Genomic DNA, 25403 nt, shown 5'->3' with positions numbered 1-25403 from the left:
CTCTAGTTTGTCAAGCTCCCCCGGACGATAATGTTCCGAACAGGCGGCCTCAATTGGCGGCCTCTTTCGACAGCGGCACAAACGCCATTGAGTCAGAAAATTTCAGACTGCCCCAACCGCGCAGATACATCACGTATTGTAAAGGTAACGTTGGGCGGATAAACCGCGTGCCGTCGCACAACGCATTTTCGCTGGTCAATATCATTCATTCACGCAAATTTCACGAAGCAGGCGGTGCCGTGGTCATCGACAACTTCGCCAGCTTGATCGAGCCCGAGAGGGCACAGGCAGCGCTACCGCGCGGGAGCACGGTAATCAGCCTACCCCATCTCGACTTCGCCGGAGGAGCCGCACCCTCTCGATTCCGTTACACCGCTCGCAACGATACTGGATCATGTCGCTGCCTCCAGCGTCGGGATCACTTTTCTCAATCTTCATCGTCTCTTTGCAGACTATGCAGCTCAAGAGATTGATCAGCGGGCTTTTATCGTCGTTCAAATGACATCCTTGGGCCGTCGACACTGAGCGCGCCGCGATAAGCGCGCACCCGAACGCCTGGAACGCGCTAGCCATTCTTGAGCATCGCCTTAACCTCTTTGACCGGCCACTTTTCGCTGGTCGGCAACACGCGCACACGGCTGTTGTCGCCGTTGTTTAGGAGAGCGTGCGAACTGACGTCGTCGTCGATGTGAACGAGTTTAAGATCGGTCTCTGGTCGCCAATTAAGCGTGACGTCGAGGTCGCCCGGGAACACCCGCCACGTCGATCCGTCGTCCAGTTCGACGATATGGCTTTCGGAGTGGCGGCGAATTTTCACAGCGCGGCTGCCGTGGCTCTTGTCTCCAAGGCCTTGAGATAAATCAGAGCAGAGACCATTGCTTACATTCCTAATTAGAGTCGAACCGTTTTATCTATCGTTTCCTCGTTGCTTTGGAACACAGCGGGGAAGAGCCTATATCTGGCGCCGACGCCAAGCCCCAACCGGAAGTTCATGCCAAGCCAAGGGTCTCATCACCCTCCCTTATCTCAGGCTTGTCGTGCAGAACGGCGTTCAGCAGCGATTGGTGAACTTGGATCGTGCCGTTGTAGTCGATCCAGCCGAGCCTGCGGAATTTGTTCATGAAGAAACTGACGCGGGATCGGGTGGTACCTATCATCTCGGCAAGCGCTTCCTGGTTGAGAGTAACGGGGATGACTGGTGAACTGCCTTCCTTGCCATAATTTGCGAGAAGCAAAAGAAGACGAGCCAGCCGCCTTTCACTCGAATTAAAAAGTTGGTCAATTATGTCACCTTCAATCCTGCTGTTTCTGCTCAGCAGGTGGCCCATAAAGAATTTGGAGAAGGCAGGCTGATTCTCGAGCGCCTCGAACATCGAATCTTTCTCGATGGACGTTAAACGGCAATCTGTCAGCGTCCTCGTCGTTGCCATCCGATGCGCTTGGCCGCTGAGACAGCCCTCACCGAAAAATTGCCCCGTTTCCAAGATCCCAACGATCGCTTCCTTGCCTTGTTCGGAGGTGACCGTGACCTTCACCCGCCCATCCTGGATGTAGAAGACCGAATCCGCGCCCGCCCCCTGGACAAAGATGTTGGTATTTTTCTTATAATCGGAGGTCGATCTCCCGACGCCGATCTGCGCCAGGAACTTGCGAGGATCGCTTTCGACAGGCCTGACAGGCCGCGGTGGTTTCTGCACTGCGCTTTCCTTGGAAAGGGCGGGAGCGCAAAACTCTCAGTCACCGATGAAAGCCGAGAAAGCGGTGCGGTGATTCAACTAATATGCACCGTGCCGCTCCGGAAAGATGGTCAATTTTGCACGTTCCCTACCTACGGGCTGCGGCAAATTGGCTGCTGACGCCAGTCCTTCCCTCCGGCAGGCATGGAAAAGAAGATCCCGCCGGGTGCTCCACTGCGTGTGCCCTTTACGTTGGCGTCCGCAATTCTCCCCGGAGCCAGGCTGCCGTTTCCGGGGATTTCATCGGATCGATAAGATCGACCACACGCTGATGAACATGATCGCAAGCAGGACATTCGAATGTTCGGATGTCAAAGCTCGCGGAGCCGGAGGTGATATGTACCAGCGCGGCCGCTGTTTGGCATCGAGGACACGGCGGACGTTGATAGATACTCATGGTTCGCGCCTTAACTCAGGCGGGAGCTTACAGAACTCTCAGTCACCGGTGTTTGCCGAGGGAGGACGGTGATGTCGTGAGCTTGCGGCAACACCACGCCTGCCGCCAGTCAATATCGCTCGTTTATGGAATGGATGGCGTTACCCGCACCCCTCCTCCATCATTTCCGACACAAGGCGTCGGGCGGCGGCACCTTCCGTAAATCTTGCACATAGTGAGATTGTTGCGCGCCGGATCCGGAGGCGTTCGGTGGTGAAGAGCAAGGACGCCAGGCACCGACGGCGCGCGACGATGCCCGACGGCTACTGAAATTGATCTAAGTATCTGATATTGCGTGAGGTCTGACGCCTCCGACGGCTCCGACGGCTATTCCCCTCTTCATTCTCATCACGACGTGGCTCCTGGGCCCGTCCTGGGCGGCGGCTGCCTCTCCTTGTTCTATAGAACCCCTTTTCTTAAAAAGAATAGGAGCCGTCGAAGCCGTCGAAGCCGTCGGAAACTCAATAACCACAGGGGTTTTTGGAGAAATGGCAAGCCGTCGGGGGTCGTCGGGAGCCGTCGGGCGGACGCAGCGTCTACTACAATCTGCGATCTCCGTCAGGGAGACGGCATGCTGCCGGTCATTTGGATTCGATGAGATTCAGCTCGCCTCTTTCTCGACGGGCGCGCCGCGGACCCGTCTAAGAGTCCTGGGTCCCAAACCTGAGTCCTGTTGAGTCCCCGGACCGCCCGGCTCAGGACGGTTTCCATCCCCAGGGGATTCATCCTGATTCTGATTGGTAATGTTCGGCAGGGATCCTCAGATCCAAACTGGAACGCAAAATTTCCGTCTACCGACCATAGTGATCGCAGCCAAACTTCCAAAGGATTCCATTGGGATTCCTTGCGCGCGCCAAGCGATTCCAAATGATTCCAACGTCGCCACAATTGACCCGTCACTTGCACAATATGCATAGCCGGCGCTGGTCGCCGACGTGGCGGAGCAGAAAGTCTGACAGGGCGCGGGATAGCAGATGTGTTCCAGGCTGGAGGGATGCAGCCCTATCGACCAACGTTGATTTTCGGGGCTACCCTGCCAAGACGGAAGCGGTAGAGCGTGCTCAAGATGCAAATTTGCATCTTGAACTACGCCATAAGTGGCCGCCCGAGCCGCAAAAGCGCAATACGTTGCGTATTTGAAGATGGCCCGCGCGGTCGGGGAGCGAACCGAAGAGCGAGCGGCCTCCAACTGGGGAATTCCCCAGTCTGGCGCGTTTCTCAAATCCTTCGCATGTGCAGGATTTGCCAAGATCCGAAAATATACCCCTAGATACAATTCCGAGGGCGTCTGCCGCTTCCATGGCGGAAGAGCCTGAAACCGGTTCCGTCAGGGAACCGGTTTCCCCGCGCGATCGGTGGTGCGGCAAATTTGCCGGAGCTCCGGCAATCAAAATCCGCAAGCTACTCTTCCCTCCGGCGGGAAGAGTAAGCCGGCGCTTCCAGAGCATCAAAAGCGACACAGGCGTCGGTGGATCAGTTTAATTGTGGCAGCCGGCGGGGATGGAAAACTACCGATTCCGAGCGCATATTCGGGATCATGCAAATATACATGACCCCAACAGACGTTGCACGGGCGCGAGAAATCCTCGCGGCCCAAATCCCGGCGGTCGACCAGTCTGGCGACTTATCCGATAGGGTTGCTTTGGCCATTGCTCAAGGTATTGCCGAAGGGCGTGCGGAGGGCATCAAGCAGGGCGTCCAGATGACGGCGGCATCCAATGATGCCTAAACGGCCCCAACCCTAACCAATTGGCTAAGGCTATCGGTGGGAAGAGCAGAAGGGAGTGATAGCCGCACCTCGCGCTCGCCGAACTTTCATAACGGGCTCTCTCGTTCCAATAGAACCAGGAACGATCCGGTCAACAGAAAAAGATCAATGTCCCGCCACCGAAGTGAGGCTGATTCAGGTTTCTTCGTTACCTCTCCCGGTTTATTCGTTTCAGAAGGGGGAAGTAACGGGGCGCGTTCACCGAAAAAGCGCCTACACCGGTGCCTACCCTGATTTCAAATTAATCGTTGCTGAAAGACGGCAGATCTCGATTCCCATTCAGATTTCGAGTAGTGGCCTCTTGCCCTCGCCCTGTGGTTGCGAAATGATCGCTCCTCGTCTGGGATGGGCTAGGTTTCAGTTTACTTCAACCCCTAGGTGTAAGATGACAAAATTATTTCCACACAGGAAGCTTTTTGCTTTGATATCGCTTGCTGGAGCATTGGCGGCTAACGCCGCCTCGGCGGATACCGTTTCCTTGCCGAATAGTATTGGTGTGGTTCAGCTAAGCTCCCTTGATACGCATTCGTATGGCGACGACACTTGGTCGCCGGCAACGACGGTGACGATCACCGATGGACCGGACAATTTGAGCACTGCTACTGTGTCTCCGGGGAACCAGACTTCTTCCTCTATCCAACCTCCCTATGCTGCGGCAACAGTTGCCAATCCACCGTACACTTCGATCGGGCAACCCGCCGCCTTTCTGACGTATTACTTCGAGGTTTCTGGACCTTCCAATATCGCCGTGCCAGTGGACGCAACTGGCATAATTCAAGCGAGCGGAGTTGGGGGCAATACGGCCAGTGCCTTCATGGAGGTTTATCCAAGCGGTGGACAACACATTGCAACGGTAGCAGCCTGCAGCTTTTCCGCCGGCTGCACCGGCTATAATCCTCAACCAGGTCCTATTAATCAAATTTTCACGCCGGCCACCGGCTTTGATGGAGCGGCGAATTACAGTGTTGATTTCGACGTTGAATCGAACACAGTGTATGAGATTTTGCTCGGAGCGACAGCCCAAGTACACTCAAGCAGCGCCGAGGCTTACGGCTCATCATCTGTAAATGCCACGCTCGCAATCTCTCCGGATTTCGCAGGCTACACTATCGATTTGAGCCAAGGCATCGCGTCTGCTGTTCCGGAGCCCTCCACCTGGGCGATGATGATTTTGGGCTTCTGTGGTCTCGGCTTCATGGCGTATCGCCGCAAGCAGAGCGGGCCGACGCTTCGCCTCGCCTAACCCTGTCAGACATCGATCCAAAGAGCCGCCTCCGGGCGGCTTTTCTTTTGGGCCATTGCTGATTTAATCAAAGCGCCTCAATCCTGCCCCTGTTACTGCCTGACCTGCGCGCGGCATAGCGCCATCGCAAGCATCATCACCAAGCCGCCGATCTGCGGCAGAAGGACCATACCAGCGATGCGCGCCATGGCGACGTCATCCGGCGTGATCGGCAGAAAGCCCCCGGTGAGCCAGCGGGCGAGTTGTGCAGCGGCGTCGGCCTGGGGATCAGCCTTGGTCACCGCCGGCAGACGCCCGTTCTCCACCGCCAGATCCCGCAGCTCGGCATCGATAGCATCCCGGCGCATGGCCTCGCCGCGGGCCTGGCGCAGCGCGAGGAGTGGCGCGCAGACCTCGCCGGATCTCGGCATCGTCACGTCGGTACAGCCCGTCGTTGCCTTCCACACGGCCGAGGCTCCCGGCCGCGCCATCTGGATCTCGGCATCTATCGCCGCTACCGATCGCAGCTCACGGATAGCGAGACGCTCGGCGCGAAGCTGTTCGAGATTTGCGGCGAGCCGCTGAAGGTCCGAAGCCGTCTTCGTCCGGGCTGCGGTCACGTCGGCGATGTTGAGTGATGCGAAACCGACGCTGGCGATCAGTGCGACGGCCACTGTAAGTACCCACAAGCCCGAGGCTATGGCGGCGGCGCCGATCTGTCGATCGAACCACAGTCGCCGACTCACGGCCGGTAGCAGAAGCGCCAGAACGTCTGCAGCGACCGAAAGCCCTGAAAGCAGCTCCGACGCCTCAGCGGTGCGGCCGAGCGTTGCGCCGTACCACGCGTTGATCCTGATCCCGAACCACGCGATCGCCAGGGCGATTGCGGCAAGAACTGCTGAGATGGTCATCCGGATAATGCGTCCACTGGCACTCCCCGTGTCCGACCGTGCGTCCGGACGTCGCTCCCCCAGGTGGACACAAGATGAAACAGGTCCTGACAGTATCGGCGCAAGCTCTTGAGATTTCTCGTTGTCCGCCCTGTCCACCTCCGTGGACAGGGCGTCCGTGGTGGTGGACACCACACGGTCCTCGGCCACAGAGCCGTCCGTTACGGCGGTTATCAGCCAGCGACCACCCGGCGCGCCACTCTTGGTGATCCGGCCCTCCCGTTCCCATCGCTCAAGCCGACGATACACGCGCGTTCGCCCCCATCTCCAGATGCTTGCGAGCTCGGAGACTGAGGCATCGACGCGGCCCGTTGGCTGCTTCTGGAGCCAAACAAGTGCATCTTGATCGCCGAGCGGATGGCCCAAGCCATCAGCCACACCGCCGCTCATTGTGGGTGCCGGAGGCATGTCGATAATCCTAACCGTTAAGCAGGCGGCGGGATGATTTTAATGGTGCGGACCGTGGATCGCATGCGCTCGACCACAAAACCCTTGTTCCGAAGCAGCGGCGCGATGCGATCGATGCGATTGCCGAGCGCTTGTGCAGTCATCGGCCACGTTCTGGCCTTGCGAATGCCCTCGGCGACTCGATTATTGATCTCGGCAAGCAATTCGGTGGGCGTGCCTTCCCATCCCAGTGGATGATCCTCGATGACGAAGTTCCTGATCGCCACCGCGACGCTATCCGCCTCGAACACTGTCTCCGACACGCCTCGGCGGTTTTCGTTGTAGGCGGCAATGAATTCTCCGGCTTCCCAGCCCAGGCCGGATTCCGCGGCGGTGGTCCATTTCACAAAGTCGGCCATGCGCGGCGACCGCTCGAGCTTGACCTTGTCGACATTCCGCAAAGCTGCCGATACCGCATCACACAGGGCGCTAATGATGCGAGGCCGGGCGGCATCAAACTCAGCCAACAGTTCGTCCTCGGGCCTGCGTTCATTCTCTGGGATAGCCTTGAGATGGATCGTAAGAGCGCGGTCGGCGAGGTCTGGCCGGTCCGTCAGGCTGGGGATACCGTTCAAAATGATCGGCCGGGCTGCCTCGAAGATCGCCTCGGCGTTGTCGGTGTGGAGCATGCGCGTGGCAAAGCCGCTTCCGGTCGCGAGGCGGCAGAGCGCATCCGACAACCACGCCGGGACCGCAGAGAGGTTATCAAACGCCAGCACCCAGGAATTGCCAGCAGACACGACAAGATCGCGGTCATCCTTTGGCACCGCCCGGATTGGCGCCGCACTGGGATCGACAAGCGAACGCAGCATGCGACTGACGACAGACTTGCCGGCCCCCTGTTCGCCGTTCAGCACCAAGATCGGATAAGGTCCATAGTGGCGCAGCGCGGCGACTAGCCAGGCCACAACCATCATGAATTCATCGTCGCTGGTGTTCACGAAACGGCGAAGTTCTTCGATAAGGCCGCCTTGCTCGGGCTGTGCCAACGCGCGCATCGCGGTCGAGCGCATCAATTTGACGGTCGGTTTCTCGACTACGGCCCATGTGGTGCCGGTGATCTCGATGGCTCGCCAATCGTCATGGCAAAGGTCAAGATAAAGCTTCCCGGCTTGATGACCGACCCTAATGAAGCACTCAAACAGCGGGCCATTATTGACGGCTCTCGCTTCAAGGATCCTTATTCCATCCTCGAGCGCCTGGCCGCCGATCGCACCACCGGTCTCTTCATAGTAGCGGCCGGACAACCACATGCGGAAATCCCTCGACCGAATCGGCCAGTTTTCCAGATGGCCGTTGACCGGATAGGTCGCATAGGCGATCCGATTCGCATCGTGCCAAAGCTGCACGAATTCGGTGCATCCGATCAGGATGTCACGTTGAGGCACCCGTTTCCGTTCGCCGTCACCGCCCTCGCGACCTTCGCCTCTACCGGCGTCGGATTTCTTTTCGGTGGCGCTCGCGATGAAGGCTGCAGCGCGCGTTTCGTCCCAGCCTTCGGCCAAGGCATCGGCGGCATCCCAATCGGTTTTGACGCCGCGGGGCGGCACTGCGATGCGAACAGATGTCGCGCCCGCCGCAAGCGCTCGGCCGACGACCTCATTTGCGTATTCATTCCCGGCGGAATCGGCGTCCGGCCATATCGTGATCGAGCAACCCTTAAGCGGACGCCAGTCTGCATGCCTGGCGTTCGTCGCGCCATTTGGACTTGTCACAACCACCGAGGCCGGCAGAAGGACCCTGGCAGCATCGCAGGCCTTCTCCCCCTCGGTGACCACCACCGGCGCGCCCGGGCGCTCGGCGAGTTCCTGCAAGCCATACAGAGGGCGTTTGCCTTGCCAGCTTTCCCACCGCCATGCCGCAGCGCCACCACCTTCGGGGCGGCAATAGGTGAGCGGACGGAATTCCTTCTTACTTGCCGCGTCAAATCGGAGGACGAATCCGATCGGCCTGCCGGCGGCGTCGGTGTAGCTCCAGCGCGCAGTTGGCCTGCCGAGTTTGGGATGAATTGTTGGCGCCGGCGGCGCATCTGCCGGCACCGGGACCACCGTCACCCACTTAGTCTTGCTGCTGGAGGCACCTGACTTGCCCGACGTCACCCCGCCGATCGGCGCGAATGGATTATCATTCATACGCGTCGATTCCGAGCATGTCGGCGATCCGCTTTGCGGCTTCACCCTGATCGAGGCGGTAGATATAGGCGGCAAGCGAGATCAGATCCCCGCCGCGATCGCCGGTGGCAAAATCGCTCCACTTCCCCGACTTGAGGTTGACTTTGAAACTGCCTTTTCGGCTGTCGCCACGCGTCGGATTAAGGGCGACCCATTCGGTTCCTTCACGCTTGCCGTCCGGCAACCACCGCGGCACGATGGCGTCCGCGCGCTGCACAGCAGCTTCGGCGATGCGGCGGAATGCGATGCGGCGGGGCTCAATCAAGATCCCCCTCCCCGCTGGCGTCATCGTCCTCGGGTGTTTCGTTCAATACGATGCGCGCGAGATCACGTGCTTCATCCAGGGAGATGGCCAGGGCCGGCGCTATCTTGACCAGGAAGTTCTCGATCCCACAGCGCATGACGACGCGCGCGGTGACGTTGCGCAGGCGCACGAAGCTCATTTGTCCACCGCCGGCTCGTTCGCCTTTCGGGGGTCGGTTTGCGGAGTCGCGATCGCGGGAAGGTCGCTTACCCAACTCCGGAGATCGGAGGCCAGGATCAGTGTTCGGCGTCCGCGCTTCACAGCGCGGAGCTCGCCCGCCTTGATCGCTTCATAGAGCGACGAGCGGCCGGCACACGCTACGGTGCAGGCCTGCTCGATCGTGTACGCCAGAGGCGTCATCACAATCGCGTCGGATGGTAGAGATGAGAGACTGTTCATAACGGAGTCTCTCAAGAGGCCCGCTGTGCAGTACATCGGGACTCTGCCCAAGCAATACCGGCCTCCAAATGATAGAGAGGTCGCTTGCCCCAATATTTTGCGACTGGCGGCCCCGCGTTGACGCTTGGCAGGCAAACCTTATTGAAATAGCTGGCGGTGATCGGATAGCCGCGCTCATTAAGGAGCTGGCATAATTGCTCGCGGGTCAGCAACGGCGAGTTGGTAGTACATTCGGTCATGGCAGTCTCCGTTCAAATCCACGGAAACGTTGGACCGCTCAAATGCGCAATTCTAATATGGGCAAATTGCGCGCGCCGTTTAAACGCGGGAAGACCCCGACGGCGGCCGTGGAGAAGTGCGGCGGATTTTCTTCCCGGGCGCAGTAGGTTTTTTGACTGGCAACGGCCAGCCTGCTTGTACGCGCGCCTCTTTCAATTTTTTACGAAGTGCCGCGTCGTTGTATTCGGAATAAACGCTGGGACCCTTCTTTAGGATCGCAATAATTTCAGTATCGCTTAGGTTCTTGATGATCCCTGTAGCTCTTTTTGCATTTTGAATTTTGAGACTGTCCTCCAGCAATTTTGAATTCTCTATCATGGTTTTCAATCGAGGTCCGCTCTCGTCCTCAAGATTGAAAAACCCATAGGCTAGATACGTGATCAGAATTCGCCAATGGTACGGGTTCGTTTCGTCAAGTTCAAAAAAATTAAAAGCCTTGCGGACCGGATAGTCATATTTGTTCCAGCCGAGCCACGTCATCTTGTTTGCGATTTTTGCCCGCCGCAGACCCCCGTCGCTCGATTTCTTGCCGTTCACGTCGCCGCCGCCCTTATACCAAGCGTCCGGATCGCCCTTTTCTATCGGGGTGATTTTGTAGAGCGGCCATTTCCGCATTTTCTTTAGGCGTTTTCTGGGATCATCGACGATCAGCGCCGCGGATGCGACGAATGCGATTGCGCGCTTCTCATCCCAGCCGGCGGCGAGTGCATCTGTGACATTCCAGTCGATGGGCAGCGCGTCGTCCCAATCCGCGGCTACATCAGGCGCGATCGTCGCCACCGATGAAGCACCTGCGGCCAGGATGGCCTTGGCAGCCGCCTTGGCAAACGTGAGACCCGCAGCATCGGCATCCGCACCGGCGTTGGGCCAGATCGTCACCGCGCGACCGCGCAGGGGAGACCAATCGGAATCGTTGATATCACCCAGGTTTGTTATAACGGCAAAAGTCGGCAGGAGCCACGCGGCGGCGTCGCAGGCTTTTTTCCCCTCTATAACAAGCACGGGTGCCAAAGGACTCCGGGCAAGTTCCTGGAGCCGGTAGAGGGGACGCGGCGTGGCTTCCGTAGACCGATTATGTGTCATTTCCCCGCCACACCGGGAGTGAGCCACACGAAAACGACGGGGCAACCGAGTGTGGCAATCGGCTTTCGGCTGGCTGGCCTAGCCCCGTGCGAGTCTAGATTTTAATTGAGGAAAGAGGGTTGTGCGAGCGAGTTTGACCAATAGCCCCTAATCTTTTTGGTCCTGGCTACCGCGGAGTTTTCTAGATTCCTGATAGATTTTGAGGATGTTCTTGGTCATTATAAAGGCGCGCGCAGTCGGGAAAAAAGCCCCACGTTCATGCTGAGAACAATTCTGCATATCTTTGTAGGCATCCCGGTCATGGTCGGGTTCTATTTTTTTTGCCGCTGGCTGGCGACGGGAATCAGTGTGGAATTTGGTGAAGGTGTTTTTACAGGAACGTTTTTGACGCTCGGTCTATTGTGGGCCGTCTGGAAGCTCGATCCCCGAGCCTTCTACGGAGAAGACAGCGAATTATAGCCCTTCTGGCCGAGCGTTCGCGTCAGAACATTCGTAACGGTATCTCCCCGGCGAGACAGATTGCTCACCAGGGCATTCGTCCTGCCGGCGCGCTCGACCTGCCTCAGGAATTCTCTCTGTTCGGCTCCCGTCGCGACCAACCCTCTTGCAGTCCCTTCGGTCAGACGATTGAGAGCGTTCGTCGTGAGAGCATTCTTGGCCGCACCATAGGCCGCTCGTCCTGCGAGCGCGGCCATGGCACCGGGACCACCGCCGACGGCTTCACCCACGATGGGAATGGCCGCGCCGACGCCCGGTTCGCTCGAAGGCATATACTTCTTTTGCACAGCCGTTCGTTCCGCCGTTGCCGAATTCTGGGCGACGCGCTGTTCGGTGCCGCGCATCATGGCCTCGGCATGCAGCGCATCGAGTGCTTCCTGCCCGTTGGGAAACAGCAAGTTGAGATTGGCCCGGTTGTTTGTCGATCGGCCGAGAAGCCCCTGAGCCGCCGGGCCCTCGCCACGGCGCGAACTCTGCATGACGTCAGCGATAGATGATCTGGCACCCAATCGAAGCGCCTGGGCCTCTTCCGGAGAAAGCCTGCTGAGTATCCGCGCTAGATCGGCCGGCCGCACATTGCTGCCGAAAATATCCTGACCCTGGCGGAACGCTCGCTGGATATCGTGGGCCCGCGAATAGATGGCGTCGCCTTGCGCAAAACTTGGGTTAGCCTTCACGATCCCGTCGATCTGCGCCCGCAAGTCACCGGCAACGCGCATCGCATTCGGGCCGAGTTTCGCTTCGCCGGTTTCTCGGTTGAACATGATGTCGTCGAGAGCCTGCCGCGCCCCAAGAATGGCTGCAGGATCAGATTTCGGAACGACCATCCCGACTGGGTTGGCCCTCGATGCCATATCGTTCGTCAAGAATCCGCGCACGGAGTTCAACAGGCTCCGGATCCCGCCCGAGGCGTTCGGCAACTGCTGCTCGATGTTCGCGAGCACCGGCGTCACGTCCATCGCCGGACCGCCTCGACCCGCATTGTAAAAAGGGGAAGCTCGCACCGACGCATCGTGCTCGATGCCTGAGAGCGTCGCCTCGGCGTCAGGAGCCGGACCCAACTGTCGTTCCATCAAGTCCGAGACACGGTTATCGACCCGAGCGGCACGGTCCCGCATGGCGCCCTTCAGGATGGAGGTCGGCTGGCCGCCCATCGACGCCAGGCCGCCCGCCTCCGTCGTCAAGGCCGGGTCGAGATCGGCGAGCGTTGCATACGGTCCCATGCTCGACAGGGCATTTCGCGCCTGGTTGGGCGTCATACCGATGTCTGAAAGCACGTTGGACACGTTCCGCGCCGCTGGCGTGGTGTGCGTCAGGACATCGGAAAGCTTGTCGATTCCGGCACCGACAATCTTGCCGCCAACCGGCGCCAATGCGCCAAAAACCCCGCCCGTGATTGCACCGGCTTTCGTCGCATCAATATCCCCTCCGGACCGAATGGCCGAATCCGTCGCGTTCAAGCCCGCGCCCGTCGCGCCGCTCAGGAGTGCATTCGGCAAAAGTCCGGCGCGGCTAATGCCGAATGCCGCCGGCGCAGCCATAACCAACGGCGCCGTACCGGCAACGCCGCCAGCGATGTTAAGCGCGGTATTCGCGACCGGATGCTGTGACGCGAAGTTCGTGTCCATCCCTTCCTGTTGCAGCAGGGCATTACGATATCGATCGCTCCACGTCTCACCCTGAAGCTGATTTTCCTTCGCAAACAGTGGATTGAGAACGGGAGCCAGCAATGCGTTGGTCGCTGCATCGGCCTTGTTGAGCAAGCCGCCGACGATCGGCACGCCGGTTGCCACCGCCCGCGCCGTATCATTGACGCCGATTGGATCGTCCTTCCGGATGTAGACCCTGATGGGAGGCCCGCCGCGCGGTGCCACCTCGAAATCCTTCTCGAAATCTGTGGCGTCGTCTGCCGACGGCGCGGGTGCGGCCTTAATCGGCTTTGAGCCGGGTTTAGGCGCAGCCACCTCGAAATCGCTCAGAAAATCGTCCGATGCCATTTTACGTCCACCGAAATAGGCCTGTTTGTCGATCACCGCCGTGGGTTCGCCCTGCGCCCAGGCAGGAATCTTACGACCCAGCGACACCTGCAGTGACGGATTCAGGAAATTCACCGATCCACTGGTCGGATCGGGAATATCTCCCGCCGTGATTCCCCGCGCGATTTGGTAGGCGGTCTGGTAGTCTGGGGAATTTCTAGAAATTCTAGAAAGCTGCGGTCCCCTGGCGGACCACGATTCGAACGCATTCGGCTGAGAGACCACAGCCGCAACCGAACCGGGATAATCTCCACTCTTCACCCGGTTGAGAATGACATGACCGACCGCAGCGCGCCCTTCCGGCGTTGCCTCCTCGCCGATCATGGTCCGGGCAATCAGATCGAGATCGCCCTCGGAGATGTCATTGGGCATTGGCAGGCGTCACGAAATTGGATTTCTTGAGCTCATCATAGGTCTTGGCGAACTTCTGGTAGGCCGGGCTCTGCTTACTGCCCAGGCTATCGATCAATTCGCGGCGCTCCTCCGGCGCCATCTTGTCGTAGATGAACGCCCGCGGATCGTAATTGCGATAGAAGTTGGCCTTGAAGTCGTTGTAGCTCGCCTTGTCGTTGGCATTCGGGTGCAGCTGGTGAAACAGCACCGGAATCGAGGCATCCGCCTTGTCCATGCCGATCTGATTCCGGATCAGCGCAAGATTGGCCGGCTGGGTCAGATCGAGATTCGGATTCGACGAGATCGCCGCTGAAAGCGCGTGATCGGAGCGCCCTGCATTTTGCGCGCCTTGCGCATAATTGAGCATGTATTTGCCGGCTTCCTGCCTGACCGTGGCATCACTGGTTTTAGGATCGATAGCGCCGGCCATTATCAATGCGCCCTTGATCTTGGCAAATTCAGCCGAACCGGGTCCGAAGTTCGAGTTACCCAATTGCTGTATCAGGGGATAGACGGTTTCCAGTTTGCGCAAATTGGCCTGGGTCGCCGCCGACCGCTCTTGATCCGCGGTGAAGTTCTTCTTGTTGGCCGCAATTACGTCCTCGTTTCCCGGCGGCAGTCCCTTGGGAATACCGCCGGGATAAAGATTCGCCTCACCCCTGCTGATCGTGGTCGGTGCGCCTGTGCTGGTGTCAGGTGGCCCTTCCGTTCTCTGGCTGGTACCAGCGGCACCGAGCGCCATGTTCTTCATGACGCCGACGCCGTGAGCCAGTCCCTGTGGATCGCTCAGTGCGGTTTCCGCCATGCCGTTGATCATCGCCGACGGCACATTCGGAAAATTCCGCTTCATCATCACGGACCAATTCAAGACCTGTTCCTTGGTCGGCTTTGCCGGGTCGATCACGCTGAAGGAGTTCGCAGCAAATTGCTGCATTTTTGCCTGCTGATCGAATTGGGCGGTTGTATTCAATATGGCCTGCCCGGTATTGGATAAGGCTTGTCCTTGCCGCGCCAACGCACCTTGGGATGCCTCGCCAGCCATGAAGCCAGCGTCGGGATTCTCCTTGATGCTTTGCATCAGCGCCCGTGTATCGATCGAACCGTCCGGCTGGATCGCATTCTGATAGGCCTGACCGATCGCCTTGCGCGCATTGAACTGCTGCGAAAAAAGAGCGTTCTGGTTAAGTTGCCCGACAATGCCCAGGATCTTGCTCGGGTCCGAAAGAAGCGCATTCTGAGGCGGCGCTACTGGCTGCGGATAGAGGCTCGATAGTGCGTTTGAATCGGGCATAGTTAGCTCCCAGCCGAGGTATCTTGCGTGCAGGCAGCGAGGATTTGGTCAGCGCCGTGCGTATTTGAGTTTCCTCTTGGGCTCGCCTTCATGCGGATTGCCTTGAACGATTTTTGCACCACGTGCAGCAGTGCATCGCCGATATCGACCATGAGCGGGTCCTTCGAAATCATGGCGATCGGCCCGTAGCCGGCAAAACGTGCCCATCTATTGTAGAGAATCACGCCCTTTTCGGGCTGACCACTGAAGATCATCTCGGCGCATGCACCTACATACCGGTCGTGACATTCTTCGTCTGGATGCCCGTCATCCTCTACGCCATGACGCGCACGCTCTTCATCGAGTTTGCGGTGAAAACCGTTGCCCGTTTCCACAATATGGTCGTCATTTTTTACCCAATCCTCATAGCGCAGACAAAAGAATGACATGTCGACCATGCCGTCTGCGGTTGGCCAAACCGATTTACGTTCGAATTCGAGCCGCCAACCCAGCAATGGCGCGAACACGATCGCCGCCCGGTTGAACGCCGGAATCCTGGTCTGAAGCACCATGCAATCGGTGTGGGTGAACATCCACCTGTATGCATTCTGACAAACGTTCCGGATATGAGGTCCGTTGCTGCTTCGCTCGGGTTTGAGAAAGGCAGTGTGGACCTCATAAATGCCCGGCTCGATCTGGCAAAAAATAATGCCCCCGCCGTCCGCTGTCAGCAGGACATTGCGCGGATCAGCGACCAGATTCGTAACATCAATCTTCTCGAGGCCAGGAACCGAGACGTTCGGAAACACGGTAGGATGGTTGAAAATGGGATTGATGTCTGACGCATCAAAACTGCGACGGACCGCGCAGGATGGCGCCGTGCTAACGTCAGGCTGATCCTCCTGGGTTGAGACTTTTGGTTCTGTCGCATCCATGGCATCAAGCATCAATGCACCATGTTGCCTTGCGGAACGTTGCCGACATGATCGATCGATGCCCGGAATTCGCTGAGAATGAGCGCTTTGGTTTGTTTGACGTTCCGAAGCAGCCCGAGCAGTTCATCCTGCCTCTCGGAAAGGAGCCGCAACGTTTCAACGACTTCGGCGTCGGTAGGACGCGACGACATCAAAGCAATCAACTCGGTCACGACATTTTCATTCATTGCGGCTACCCCGCGGGAAATGCGCCAAGGCGGCATTGACGTCGTCGAAATGACTTTCCGCATTAGACTGGGAACGCTGCATCTCGGTTGCGAGGTCGCCCGTGCCCGGAAAGGCAGCGCTGTGATGGTCCAGGACGTTGTTCATCGCCGCCATGTTGCTTGCCAGTTGCGATTGAGCCCATTTGCGCTGCAACAGTGGCTCGGTCGGAACAGTACTCAACATCGAAACCGCTTGCGCCGGGGTTAGAATCCTTTCGGCAACAAGAGCCACGGCGCCGTCAATAATTTGACGCTTCACACTTGATTTTCCGAGCTCTGGAAGATTCAAAAGTCCCCTTAGTTCCTTCGCTATCGCAGTAGTGTGCCGCAAGACCGCGACCGTTTGTGCGTGCGTCGGCGCCGGAGGCGCCGCTTGCGCAGCCGACTCTCCCGGTCCAGCCGACACCGCGGTCTGCGAAGATGGCATCGCACCCGAGATTAGCGCATTGGTCATGCCTGGCTTCGGGGCTGGCGGCGTTTCTGTGCCGAAGGAGTTGGCCATCGACTAAATCCCGTAGTCAGCCGACGTGAGACCCGATAAGGGATCGGTAGGACTACCGCCCCACGCATCCGTGAGTGCATTTCCTCCGCCGTAAGCGGGCCCACTCAATCCGCCATAGAGGCCGGCGTTATTTAGGCCGCCATTGCTCATATAATTAAACAATGCAGCCGAGCTCAAAGCATTGGTTGCCCCCGTCAGACCGCCGGCAAGAGCATTGGCCGATCCGAGCGTGCCCGCAGCCTGGGCATTGCCAATTCCAGTCAGCGTGGCCGCCTGCGCATTGCCGCTCGCAAGCGCATTTCCTGCCATCGCATTCGCGGCATTGCCGCCGAGGCCGGCAAAGCCCTGCAACGCGTTCACCGTGGCGCCCCACGTATTCTGCGCAAGGCCCTGATTATATTGGGAGAGCGCAGTCGCGACCGGTCCTGCCGAGGCGCCAAGCCCATGCGCCGCGAGCGCATTAGTGGCAGCTATGTTGCCGTATTGCTGCGAAAACTGGAATCCCGGGGTCTGCGATAACAGCGCATTCTGATTCGCACCGGGCGTAATCAAGCCCTGCAAGGTCGGCAGCACACTCTGGCCCGCGCTGATGAACGGATTAAGCGCATTCTGCGCCACGCCAAACATCTGCTGCTGTTGCTGCAAGGCCTGCTGCTGCATTGCAACCTGCTGTTGGGATGCCTGCTGAGAGGCATTCGAATTGATCAACGCTCCACCGACCGCGCCGGCTGCACCGATTGTGGCCCCAATCGGCATTTAGCGGCCCTCCGAGACGCGCGGCGGATCAAAGCGGGGCGTGCTATCCAGGGACAACTCAAGTGCGCTTAGCGCTTCATCGATGAGCCGCGGCAGCGGGTAGCCTGTCTGCGCCTGAATGCGACGGCGGCGCGCGTCTACATCGACACTGACTTGAGTATAAAAATTTACTTTGGGCTGAGCCGGCATGACCGCCTCCAGATTTGAGACAGTCTCCTAAATACTCACATGCAAACATTTGTCAGCAAGAATGTACCTGCGAAATTACTATTTCGCTGTTCGGTTTCGCTTGGTGTTCTGTACAGTCTTTTTGTTAGCATTGAGACCCCAAACTGGCGGGTTCTTGCGCGCAAAGTCCCTGAAATAAGATGGAAGGTTCTGGGCCAAAGTGATCGAATGATCGATGTAGCTCTCAGACACGCCATATGCCTTGATGAGCTTGCTCATCGCTACGTTCCGCGGCTTTTTGGCAGCCCGCAGGGTTAGATACTCCAACCCGATAGCGATCCGATCCTGATTACGTTTCATCTTTCGAGCGAGCCGTGGTGATCGGCTAAACACCAGGCGATCGGCATCCCCCGGGTCCGTTCCCGGATTAAGCATCCGTCCAATGTGCTCACGAATTGAGGGTGGAATCGGAGCGGTCCCGCTAAACAATTCCGCCAAAGGACGCTGATCGCCGCGCTGAACAAGCGCTAGGTAGGCCTGCCGCCACCGTTCGTCGTTGTGGCATCGGCGATCGATTTCGTTCATAGGCGAACCTGTCATTTCCGCTTCCGTTCGGATGTGTGGGCGTCCTGTGCCGATCGCTTGCCTCGCTTCGCTAATCGAACCCCGGCCCCGCCTCCATTCTCGGCAATGAATTCGATACCGGCCTTTTCAAGAGCCTTGCGAAGCTCTCCTATGGTGCGCTCTTGGGCAGCCAATGGCCCTGGCTGCGTTTCTAACCGTTTTATGCTGGGGAGTGACACGCCCGAAGCTTCAGCCAGATCCCTTTGCTCCCAACGAAGCAGCGCTCGTGCCGCCCGAACCTGTTCACTGGTGACAGACAATTTTAATACCTCAGGTATTGACATGGCTACAGCTAAGATTTAATACCTCAGGTATCGCATAATCGAATTCGTAAGGCAATCCCGATGACGAAAACCACCGTTTCAACGGCCGGCGGAGCTATGCCCAAAGTCGACCGTGGCGCGCTTATGCAGCGCGCATGGATGATCTTCCGCAAGACCTACAAGTACCCGCAGATCAAGTTCAAAGACATCGGCCGCAGGTGCTTCGCATGGGCCCTCAAGAAAGCCTGGGCTGAAGCCCGGGAGACCAGACGGCTTGCCGCCTTATCCCAAACCGCCAAAGCCGAACGCATCCAGACCCTACAGGCCCTGATTGCCCGAGCCGATTTCATCGATAGCGGCCCGCAATGGAAGTCCACCGTCGCCTCGTACCGCAACGAAATCCAGCAACTGCGGGCCGACTGATCCGAAAAGCTAACCTCGGTCGTCGCGGCTGTGCCGTGGCGCTGGCATCATCAAGGATTCAAACCCCATGACCATTGAAAGACCAATGTTTCCGCCGCGTGGCGGCTCAGCATTGAGATTAGTTGCCGGCACCGATGTGAGAGCCGGCGAGGCTCCCGACACGCCGCCGCCTAGCCGCGACAAATCTGAGGATCCAGTGTTTGCCGCAATAGAGCGCCATCGCCATGCCCTCCAGTCCTATAACGCCGCGGTGGAAGCAGACAGCGACACATCCGGAAAACGCTGCGATGACATGTTTCTCATGTCGCGGGTGCTGATCCTCACGCGACCCACAACCAGGGCGGGCTTGATCGCATTCGTACGATACCTCGAGACACAATTCGACATTGAGGCGGACTGCTATGGCTGTATGTCGATCGCCGACAAGATCGGTGACCAGCCGTGGCCCCAAGTTTTAATGCGGACATTGGCCCTTTCCCTAAGGGCCATGGCATCTAAGCTACCCAAGGCAGCACGCGTAGGGGGTGTCACCAACGTTACCAAACCCCTCTACAGCGTCGCGCGCAGCGCTCACTCTCGAAAGCCGCGAAAGTCAAAAAACAGCGCTCCTGAAGAACGCGCGGTCAAAGCGGCAGAGCCACCAGCCGGGCCTGTCCCGGAAACATCCCACGGAAAGATCGAAGCGCCGGAAATCCAAGCTGCGAGGCGAGAAATCGAGCGGCTGTTCCTCGATCTCGATCCAAAACTGAAGCCGGTCGCGCTCACTTGGCTGCGCCATCTCGCGACCGAGGGCTCATCGTAGCGCTCTCAAAGAGTTTGTTTCATCGCGGCACATCGACCGCGAGCCTCCCTTCCCAATTCAAATCCAATGGAGACACTCATGTCAAAAACTACTGACCGGCCGACCCACGCGAATTTGTCATCATCACGGATGAGCGACGGCGTTTCTGCGAACGGCACTACAATCCCCGCAGCCGATCCACACACCAATCGTTGTAGCGACTCCGCTAACAAGACCGCGAATCATCCCTCTATCGCGCCACCGGCGCAAACATCGCGTAGAGGGTTTATCATGAACAGCATCGTATCAGCCGCGGCCGTTGCGACTGCCACCGCTATCCCCAATGTCAGCATTCCCGCCTCCGTTGACCCAGTTTTTGCGATAATCGAACGCCACAAAGCTCTGTCTATCGCCTTCGATGCCGCCGTGGACCGCAACGACGTCAGTGACGATCATCCGGAGAAAGCCGCGCTGGACGAAATCTCGCGTCATGCCAGCAGTGAACTGATCGAACACGCGGACATCCTATTTGCTTTCCGGCCGTCCTCGTCGGCTGGTGTAGGGGCGCTGCTTAGGTACATTTCGACCCTTAAGGATTGGCAGATGCCCAGCGATCTTGCGGAGCCTTCCGAAATCAGATGCCTCAAAATGCTTTGCCGATCCCTGTCGATCGCTCTCGCAAGGTCATCGGATACACCAGCGATCAGCCAAGCGCCCGATCCATTGATCGAGATCGGCGACAAATTCGACGAGGCGGCTAAGCAGCAGATCGAAACCGAGGCCCGATCCAATGAACTTTTTGAACCGATCCAGCGTGAGATCGACGCGCAAGCAACTTGGCCAGACGACGATAAAAAGTGGACCGCCGGCGACGCCAGGACTTATCTCGAAACGAAATACCGCATCATCGACGACGTCGGTGCTCCGTGGACCGCCGTCATCAACGAGCTCCAAAACGTGCATCATTGGCGCACTGACGAACTCATGCGGGCGATCTGGGCCGCGCCCGCGCACAGCCTGGCGGGCCTCGGGGTCAAGGCAAAGGCCGCGGCGTTCGCCTGCAACAGCTATTGGGACGAGCCGTTTGACGAATTGAATTGGGACCACAAGGGAACGAGGGCACTTATCGAGGCCGTTCTAGACGTTGCAGGCCTTCCGCCAGCTCCCCAGTTTTTGGGAATAGACTAAGCGTCCTAGTCGAACAGCAACAGACGCGCCATCTTGAAGCCAAGAAGGGTCCGCCAATTGGCGGACCCTTCTTGGTAAGGAGGATAGCTTGCCTGAGCTATCCTCCTTACATCGACTGCGGGTGCTAGAGCCGGAATGTCTGGTTCTAAATCAACAACTAAGCCCCCTTGCGCTCGCCCTCCAGTTGCGCTTGTATTTTCAGCGGGCTTGGGGAGATCTTCACATGCGAAAATTAGGTGCCGCCACGATTTGCGCGGCGCTGGCCGGCTGCGTAACCGCCGGCGAGACCATCTCGTTTCGAACTTCGAATCCTCAACAGCAAGCCATGGTACGCGACGGCCAGCCGGCGCTGGTGTCCCGGCAGAAGAGCTCGCTGGTCATCGTTCGCCCCGCCTCTCGCCAACTTCAGGCAAACGGTCGCCCGGTCTTTATTGTCGGTATCAACAATCTCGGAAAGGAACCGATCAATTTCCAAGTGAGCCATGTCGAGGCCGTTCAGCACGTTTCCGGATCCGACTACGACATGAAGATCGTCACCTATGAGATGCTTGTGCAGGAGGAGAAGAACCGGCAGGTAGCGGCCGCAATCCTGACCGGTGTCGCCGCAGCCGGGAACGCCTATGGCGCATCTCAGGCCGGCTATGGCCACTACACCACACCGAGCGGCCGCACAGGTACGTTCTATAGCCCTACAGCCGCCGCGATCGCGCAAGGCAACGCTACGGCCCAGAACGACGCCATGATCGCAGCGACGGTAGAAAACGGTCAGCGTAACATGGCGACACTGGAGCAATCCGTAATCAAGGACGACACGCTGATGCCCGGCGAATGGTACGGCGGACAACTCCACTTGGCACCCCCCACCGATCAGGCTGGAGGACAGAAGTCCTACACATTTGTCATAACAGTTGGGACCGATCGACATGTGATCGATGTAAATCAGGGACCGGCGGGGACATGAGACGAGCGACTGTAACCGGTCGGATGGCACCCGGACCTATTTGGCCGGCTTCGAAGTGGACCACCGGGACTATTGGAAGCTCGCGGCTTGAAATGGCTTTCGCGCAGATGGCCGTCCGGCCCACTGCCAAAACGTAATCAATAGCTCCTTTCCGACCCACCGGCATATAGGCTCAACCGGAAGAGGCTAAGGTCGGCACGCAAAGAGCCGGTAGGTCGATTTCGTTCTCGCTAGAGGTAAATACCTGCCAGCGGGAGCACCCTTTGCAGGATGGCTGCGAGGCAGATGAGGACTACAAGCAATTTCAAAAGCTGAGCCAGGCGGCGATCATTGGCGAACCTGTCGATTGCCCAAAAACAGATCGCCCCAATGACGACAATAATCAAGACGCCTATCAAGACCGAAATCATCACGCTCCCCTTTACCGTCCGTCACCATCATCGGACGGTAGCCCGGGAATCGATGGCGCGAAAGCTCCTCGTGAATGATGGATAGCGTCACGTCGCATTCGGCCGGCTCGAATGGCTCAATTCGATATCCTTTGATTTATCACCTGGCGTTAGCTTCGCGTCCAGGCTCAAGGGTCCCGCGCCTCGCGCGAGGACGAAGAGGGTACCGCCGACGAGCCCGATGTCCTTCCAGAAATGGATGAATTGGTTCCAGCGTGCGGTGGCGTCGTTGATGATCGACCAGTAGGGATGGCCGATCACCGCGGCAGAGAGATTGAACAGCACCAGGAGCAGGGCGAACTCGCGGGTGCGGAAGCCGAGGACCAGCGCGAGCCCGCTCGCGACCTCAATGGTCGCAGCCAGCATCGCCCAGACATGTACCGAACCGGGCAACCCCGTCATGAAATGGGTGAGCAGCGATTGGTCCCACCAGTGATTGGTCCCCGACATCAGAAAAAGCGATCCGATGCAGACCCGGCCCAACAACAGGATCTGCGGCTCGCTACGCAGAACCAGGGAATCGATAGCCCGCAACGCCATGACGCTCACCCCGAACTTACTCTTGGTCTTGCCTTTTAGTGCATAGATCGGTCGGGCGTTTCCAATCACGATCCAGGCACTCCTGTTGCGCGCGGGTCTATCCATCTCTTCCATTACATACATGGCTGCTTGGTTGAGGCTTACAGTCTTGTGCGACTCCGTCCTCGCGTTGATCGGATGATGACCAGCCCCACTGATGATCACGCGGGGTTCACGCCCCCCTGGTGGCCAAGTGAGCGTGAAATTTCTGTGACTGAGCAGTATTGATCAGCGGACCGGGCTGTACTGCGACATGCTGGCCGGATCATCGAGCTTCACCCTTGGAACAATATGCCGCGGCATAGAGTTTGTCCGAGCGATTTAAGGGCTGCACTTCCTAGGAGATTCTTCCATGGCGGTCCAGATTGTGATGGATCATACCGGCGATAGCCGATTTCAGTTTGATCCTGGCGACATCCAGGCGTTGGCCGCGGCCGAACAGCGCTTCAGGAAATTGACCGAGACAGGATTTACCGCGGCCGTGCGAACAGCGGCGGGGACGTCCCATAGGATCAGTACTTTCGATCCATCTGCCCAGGAAACGTTGTTTTTTCCGCGCCTCGTGGGCGGTTGATTCATCGGATGAGCTTTCTGTCGAGGCTTTGGCGCCGGTCGCCCGAAGCATCGCGCTGGCGTGCGCTCCGCCGATTGTACGCTGCCACACCCGGTCGAAATACCGCCGAAAGCCGCGGCAAGCATCTTTTACGATACTGGCTATCTCCCGAGCAGCTGGGCCAATTTGAGGCTTTCGGCTATTTTGACGTTGTCGGCTGCAACACAAGCAGACGATACCGCATCCACTATGGAGATGCCGCAAACATCGAAGAACTGGACCAGTCCGGCACCCCCAAATTCACATGGTGTTTCGTGCCGGAGGGCTATCTCGTGGCTGGAGATGTAGTGCTTGCACAAAAAATAGCGCTCGAAACAGACGAGCTGAGAGCGCTGGCAGTCGCGAACCGTTTTCTCCCGAAATCTCAACAAAGACACGGAAGCTTTCGGCCGTTTTAGTTGACCGGGGGCTACCGTTTACGCCGATCGCTTTATGGCGACGACGTTGGAGGCGCCTTCGACATACCGAGCCCAGGCATCCATGAGTTGCCTTCTCTTCTTCAGAGCGGTCCCGCGCCGGTAGGCTTGCTCCACCTCGTCGCCGACCTTGTGGGCCAATGCCATTTCCGCGATATCGCGCTCGAAACGTGTTTCGTCGCCGGCCCAATCGCGGAAGCTGGACCGGCATCCATGCGTCGTCATGGCGGGGTAAATGGCCTTGAGGGCATGCAAGACTGCATTTTGGCCGAGGGGCTTCGCGCTATCTTTGGACCATTGTCCGGCGAAGACATAGGCGTCAGGCTGAGCTCCCTTGGGAATGACCGCTTTCAAGATCGCAAGAGCAGGGGCGCTGAGCGGAACTTCAAAATCCGTCCCTTCGGGATCATCTTCCGTTTTCATCCGCTCCGCCGGCACGACCCAAAGCCGCTCCGCGAAATTTACCTCACCAATTCGCATGTAACGGGCTTCGCCGGTCCGCACCGCGGTCAGGATGATGAATTCAGCCGCTCGGTACACCGCTGTGTCGGCGCTTTCGTGCTTGGCACGAAGCGACCGCACGATGCCAGGGATGTCCTTGTAGGGCGCCGCCCTGTGGTGGCGCTTCGACCGCTTGGCCTTCGGAAGCAGCGGCTTCAGCGTTTTCCACATCGCCGGATTCTTGCCAGAGCGGAGGCCCTTGGATTCAGCCGCGTCCAGGACGCGCTCGATCCGGCTCCGGGTTTCTCGCGCGGTGCGGTTGATCGTCATCCACAGCGGCGAAAGAATCGCCAGGATATCGTTGGTGGTTATGTCTCCGAGCCGCTTGGGCCGGATCGCCTTGCACCGCACCTCGAGATCGCGCTTCCAGTCGGCTTCGGCCTTGCGCCCTTTCAGGCCGGGCAGGATCGATTTCAGGTAGGCGTCGGCGAAAGCGCCGAACGTTTCGGCCGAACCGCGTTCGACCCGCTTTTCATTCTTCGGATCCTTGCCCTGCAAAAGCACCTTGCGTGCGTCCGCCGCCTTCGTGCGCGCCTCCGCTAGGGTAAGTCCCGACCGGTTCGGGCCCTTTGCCGAGCCGAGGCCAAGCTCCCTTCGGCGCCCCGTGCCGCGCTCGCGATACATGAACACCCATGCCCGCCTCGAGTGCTCGCCAGCTTCGATTGCGAGATAGAGGCCACCGCCATCGCTGTGGCGCCCTGGCTTCGTCACTGTCTCCGCTTTGCGCGCGGAGAGCTTGTGCAACTGTCTTCCGGCCATAACCGCCCCACCAAACCGCCCCACCATTGGCGCCGGATTACGACAATTTCCGATGGATCGTGACGGATGCTACCGGACTTTCCGTCTACAATAAAGCGCTGTAACTACAATGCATTGGCAGATAGAAGCGCACCAGCGCGAACCATGACGGATGAATGGAGTGTCCGGGGTGATGCCAGCCGCGCTCTACTTTTTTCTAAATAGCCGCTTTCTTGGCAATATGCCCC

General features: G+C 58.4%; 29 protein-coding genes. 10 read left to right on the top strand and 19 right to left on the bottom strand.

Annotation, left to right across the window (positions count from 1 at the left end):
* Window positions 1–49: 49 nt before the first annotated feature.
* The 3 genes from HB630_RS17115 to HB630_RS17105 all read right to left on the bottom strand — a co-directional run bounded on the left by HB630_RS17115 (window position 50) and on the right by HB630_RS17105 (window position 1697).
* Complete coding sequence (locus HB630_RS17115; RefSeq protein WP_213773443.1) at window positions 50–199, bottom strand: hypothetical protein; 150 nt, start codon at window positions 197–199, stop codon at window positions 50–52.
* A gap of 366 nt (window positions 200–565) precedes the next feature.
* Entirely contained in the window at window positions 566–817 is a 252-nt protein-coding gene (locus HB630_RS17110) for a hypothetical protein (RefSeq protein WP_213773442.1), read from the bottom strand.
* Between the two features lie 172 nt (window positions 818–989).
* Window positions 990–1697: a cyclic nucleotide-binding domain-containing protein gene (locus HB630_RS17105; protein WP_213773441.1), complete on the bottom strand. Its 708-nt coding sequence runs from the start codon at window positions 1695–1697 to the stop codon at window positions 990–992.
* 2024 nt (window positions 1698–3721) lie between these two features.
* Here HB630_RS17105 and HB630_RS17100 point away from each other — a divergent pair.
* Window positions 3722–3901 carry a hypothetical protein gene (locus tag HB630_RS17100; RefSeq protein WP_213773440.1) on the top strand — a complete coding sequence of 60 codons (180 nt, stop codon included), beginning with the start codon at window positions 3722–3724 and terminating at the stop codon, window positions 3899–3901.
* Window positions 3902–4325: 424 nt separating this feature from the next.
* Window positions 4326–5183, top strand: coding sequence for a PEPxxWA-CTERM sorting domain-containing protein (locus HB630_RS17095; RefSeq protein ID WP_213773439.1), 858 nt, complete (start codon window positions 4326–4328; stop codon window positions 5181–5183).
* Between the two features lie 92 nt (window positions 5184–5275).
* Here the strand turns inward: HB630_RS17095 and HB630_RS17090 are convergent, their stop codons facing one another.
* From HB630_RS17090 to HB630_RS17060, 7 genes are all read right to left on the bottom strand, one after another.
* Complete coding sequence (locus HB630_RS17090; RefSeq protein ID WP_213773438.1) at window positions 5276–6244, bottom strand: hypothetical protein; 969 nt, start codon at window positions 6242–6244, stop codon at window positions 5276–5278.
* A 293-nt stretch (window positions 6245–6537) separates the two neighbouring features.
* Window positions 6538–8691, bottom strand: coding sequence for an ATP-binding protein (locus HB630_RS28425; RefSeq protein ID WP_249780897.1), 2154 nt, complete (start codon window positions 8689–8691; stop codon window positions 6538–6540).
* Window positions 8684–9019 carry a hypothetical protein gene (locus HB630_RS17080; protein ID WP_218626156.1) on the bottom strand — a complete coding sequence of 112 codons (336 nt, stop codon included), beginning with the start codon at window positions 9017–9019 and terminating at the stop codon, window positions 8684–8686. The genes HB630_RS28425 and HB630_RS17080 overlap by 8 nt, the downstream gene beginning before the upstream one ends.
* The gene (locus HB630_RS17075; protein ID WP_213773437.1) at window positions 8988–9173 is read right to left on the bottom strand and encodes a hypothetical protein; all 186 of its coding nucleotides are present in this window, start codon (window positions 9171–9173) and stop codon (window positions 8988–8990) included. Before HB630_RS17075 ends, HB630_RS17080 begins: the two co-directional genes overlap by 32 nt.
* Window positions 9170–9394 carry a helix-turn-helix domain-containing protein gene (locus tag HB630_RS17070; RefSeq protein WP_249780896.1) on the bottom strand — a complete coding sequence of 75 codons (225 nt, stop codon included), beginning with the start codon at window positions 9392–9394 and terminating at the stop codon, window positions 9170–9172. The genes HB630_RS17075 and HB630_RS17070 overlap by 4 nt, the downstream gene beginning before the upstream one ends.
* A 50-nt stretch (window positions 9395–9444) precedes the next feature.
* Window positions 9445–9672 carry a hypothetical protein gene (locus HB630_RS17065; RefSeq protein ID WP_213773436.1) on the bottom strand — a complete coding sequence of 76 codons (228 nt, stop codon included), beginning with the start codon at window positions 9670–9672 and terminating at the stop codon, window positions 9445–9447.
* 79 nt (window positions 9673–9751) lie between these two features.
* On the bottom strand, window positions 9752–10723 hold the full coding sequence (locus HB630_RS17060; RefSeq protein WP_213773435.1) for a hypothetical protein: 972 nt from the start codon (window positions 10721–10723) through the stop codon (window positions 9752–9754).
* A gap of 330 nt (window positions 10724–11053) precedes the next feature.
* Between HB630_RS17060 and HB630_RS17055 the strand changes: the two genes are divergently transcribed.
* Entirely contained in the window at window positions 11054–11254 is a 201-nt protein-coding gene (locus HB630_RS17055; protein ID WP_213773434.1) for a hypothetical protein, read from the top strand.
* Here the strand turns inward: HB630_RS17055 and HB630_RS17050 are convergent.
* The 7 genes from HB630_RS17050 to HB630_RS17020 all read right to left on the bottom strand — a co-directional run bounded on the left by HB630_RS17050 (window position 11230) and on the right by HB630_RS17020 (window position 18204).
* Window positions 11230–13701, bottom strand: coding sequence for a cell wall hydrolase (locus HB630_RS17050; protein WP_213773433.1), 2472 nt, complete (start codon window positions 13699–13701; stop codon window positions 11230–11232). The genes HB630_RS17055 and HB630_RS17050 overlap by 25 nt on opposite strands.
* Window positions 13691–15013 carry a hypothetical protein gene (locus tag HB630_RS17045; RefSeq protein WP_213773432.1) on the bottom strand — a complete coding sequence of 441 codons (1323 nt, stop codon included), beginning with the start codon at window positions 15011–15013 and terminating at the stop codon, window positions 13691–13693. Before HB630_RS17045 ends, HB630_RS17050 begins: the two co-directional genes overlap by 11 nt.
* Window positions 15014–15015: 2 nt before the next feature.
* Window positions 15016–15942, bottom strand: coding sequence for a hypothetical protein (locus HB630_RS17040; RefSeq protein ID WP_213773431.1), 927 nt, complete (start codon window positions 15940–15942; stop codon window positions 15016–15018).
* Window positions 15939–16139 (bottom strand): hypothetical protein, encoded by a 201-nt coding sequence (locus tag HB630_RS17035; protein WP_213773430.1) that lies wholly within the window; start codon window positions 16137–16139, stop codon window positions 15939–15941. The genes HB630_RS17040 and HB630_RS17035 overlap by 4 nt, the downstream gene beginning before the upstream one ends.
* A gap of 7 nt (window positions 16140–16146) precedes the next feature.
* Window positions 16147–16695 carry a hypothetical protein gene (locus HB630_RS17030; protein WP_213773429.1) on the bottom strand — a complete coding sequence of 183 codons (549 nt, stop codon included), beginning with the start codon at window positions 16693–16695 and terminating at the stop codon, window positions 16147–16149.
* 3 nt (window positions 16696–16698) lie between these two features.
* Window positions 16699–17451 carry a hypothetical protein gene (locus HB630_RS17025; protein WP_213773428.1) on the bottom strand — a complete coding sequence of 251 codons (753 nt, stop codon included), beginning with the start codon at window positions 17449–17451 and terminating at the stop codon, window positions 16699–16701.
* Window positions 17452–17718: 267 nt separating this feature from the next.
* Window positions 17719–18204 carry a hypothetical protein gene (locus HB630_RS17020; protein ID WP_213773427.1) on the bottom strand — a complete coding sequence of 162 codons (486 nt, stop codon included), beginning with the start codon at window positions 18202–18204 and terminating at the stop codon, window positions 17719–17721.
* Window positions 18205–18587: 383 nt separating this feature from the next.
* Between HB630_RS17020 and HB630_RS17015 the strand changes: the two genes are divergently transcribed.
* The 5 genes from HB630_RS17015 to HB630_RS16995 all read left to right on the top strand — a co-directional run bounded on the left by HB630_RS17015 (window position 18588) and on the right by HB630_RS16995 (window position 22347).
* On the top strand, window positions 18588–18929 hold the full coding sequence (locus HB630_RS17015; RefSeq protein WP_249780894.1) for a hypothetical protein: 342 nt from the start codon (window positions 18588–18590) through the stop codon (window positions 18927–18929).
* 67 nt (window positions 18930–18996) lie between these two features.
* Window positions 18997–19731 (top strand): hypothetical protein, encoded by a 735-nt coding sequence (locus HB630_RS17010; protein WP_213773426.1) that lies wholly within the window; start codon window positions 18997–18999, stop codon window positions 19729–19731.
* Window positions 19732–19809: 78 nt separating this feature from the next.
* Window positions 19810–20898: a hypothetical protein gene (locus tag HB630_RS17005; RefSeq protein WP_213773425.1), complete on the top strand. Its 1089-nt coding sequence runs from the start codon at window positions 19810–19812 to the stop codon at window positions 20896–20898.
* A 223-nt stretch (window positions 20899–21121) separates the two neighbouring features.
* Window positions 21122–21859 carry a hypothetical protein gene (locus HB630_RS17000; RefSeq protein WP_213773424.1) on the top strand — a complete coding sequence of 246 codons (738 nt, stop codon included), beginning with the start codon at window positions 21122–21124 and terminating at the stop codon, window positions 21857–21859.
* A gap of 263 nt (window positions 21860–22122) precedes the next feature.
* Window positions 22123–22347, top strand: a complete 225-nt coding sequence (locus HB630_RS16995; RefSeq protein WP_213773423.1) for a hypothetical protein — start codon at window positions 22123–22125, stop codon at window positions 22345–22347.
* A 9-nt stretch (window positions 22348–22356) separates the two neighbouring features.
* Here the strand turns inward: HB630_RS16995 and HB630_RS16990 are convergent, their stop codons facing one another.
* Window positions 22357–22962 carry a DoxX family protein gene (locus HB630_RS16990; protein WP_213773422.1) on the bottom strand — a complete coding sequence of 202 codons (606 nt, stop codon included), beginning with the start codon at window positions 22960–22962 and terminating at the stop codon, window positions 22357–22359.
* Between the two features lie 277 nt (window positions 22963–23239).
* On the opposite strand from HB630_RS16990, the gene HB630_RS16985 reads away from it, so the two are divergent.
* Complete coding sequence (locus HB630_RS16985) at window positions 23240–23461, top strand: hypothetical protein (protein ID WP_213773421.1); 222 nt, start codon at window positions 23240–23242, stop codon at window positions 23459–23461.
* Between the two features lie 8 nt (window positions 23462–23469).
* Window positions 23470–23898, top strand: coding sequence for a hypothetical protein (locus HB630_RS16980; RefSeq protein WP_213773420.1), 429 nt, complete (start codon window positions 23470–23472; stop codon window positions 23896–23898).
* 18 nt (window positions 23899–23916) lie between these two features.
* Here the strand turns inward: HB630_RS16980 and HB630_RS16975 are convergent, their stop codons facing one another.
* Window positions 23917–25176: a site-specific integrase gene (locus tag HB630_RS16975; protein ID WP_249780893.1), complete on the bottom strand. Its 1260-nt coding sequence runs from the start codon at window positions 25174–25176 to the stop codon at window positions 23917–23919.
* Between the last annotated feature and the right edge of the window lie 227 nt (window positions 25177–25403).

This window comes from Bradyrhizobium sp. dw_78, from assembly GCF_018449525.1.
Taxonomy (GTDB): Bacteria; Pseudomonadota; Alphaproteobacteria; order Rhizobiales; family Xanthobacteraceae; genus Bradyrhizobium.
The sequence above is the reverse complement of the archived record's forward strand: the minus strand, read 5'-3'. Positions and strand labels throughout refer to the sequence as shown.